Annotated in this window: 1 protein-coding gene; it reads left to right on the top strand. The window is 35.6% G+C overall.

Features of this window, described 5'->3' with window-relative positions:
* Positions 1-85: 85 nt before the first annotated feature.
* On the top strand, positions 86-634 hold a 549-nt coding region (locus OKC41_RS21060; protein ID WP_270672347.1), incomplete at its 3' end, for a hypothetical protein.

Raw genomic sequence — 634 nt, 5'->3', positions numbered from 1 at the left:
ATCCAACTGTGTTCGTACAAAACACATCTTGAGTGTTCAAAAAATGCACATACAACCACTCTGCAACGAACCCAACAGACAAATCATGAAGACACATCCTTTTGCTGAATTTATCTACTCTGTAGAAGACACCCTTGGCCTTTGGCATGAGGCTCGGAAAACAGAGCAAACCAGTAAACGCCCTTTCGATGCGCACCGTGAACACTTTCAGAATAAAACTGACAAAGATGATCTCCTGCCAAGACTAGAAGAGATATGTGAACTCTTACATATTGGCTGTAATTTATCGCCCGACATGATTTCAAACCATGTTGATGTATTAGAAAGTGTGTATATTGCATTAGCTCGAAGGGAATATATTCTTAAAGAATCAGCCGAGGATACAATTAAGCTTTATATTAAAAATGCATTAATTCCGTTGATGTGCGTAGACATTTCTATTTTTAAGCAACAAGCAAGTGAAATGTCTATATATTATCATCTTGACAAGATTCTAAGATTAGAAAATGTAATGATACAAGATAACGGACAGAGGCGATTTGGAAGGGAAGCTGCAAAACAATACATGCATAATTATATTCAAAACTACTTTGACATACATAAAGACATACTTATTAAGTATAATTTAAAAGGC

The sequence above is a fragment of the Aeromonas sp. QDB17 genome (assembly GCF_027705305.1).
GTDB lineage: Bacteria > Pseudomonadota > Gammaproteobacteria > Enterobacterales > Aeromonadaceae > Aeromonas > Aeromonas caviae.
This window is presented reverse-complemented; position numbering and strand designations above follow the sequence as displayed.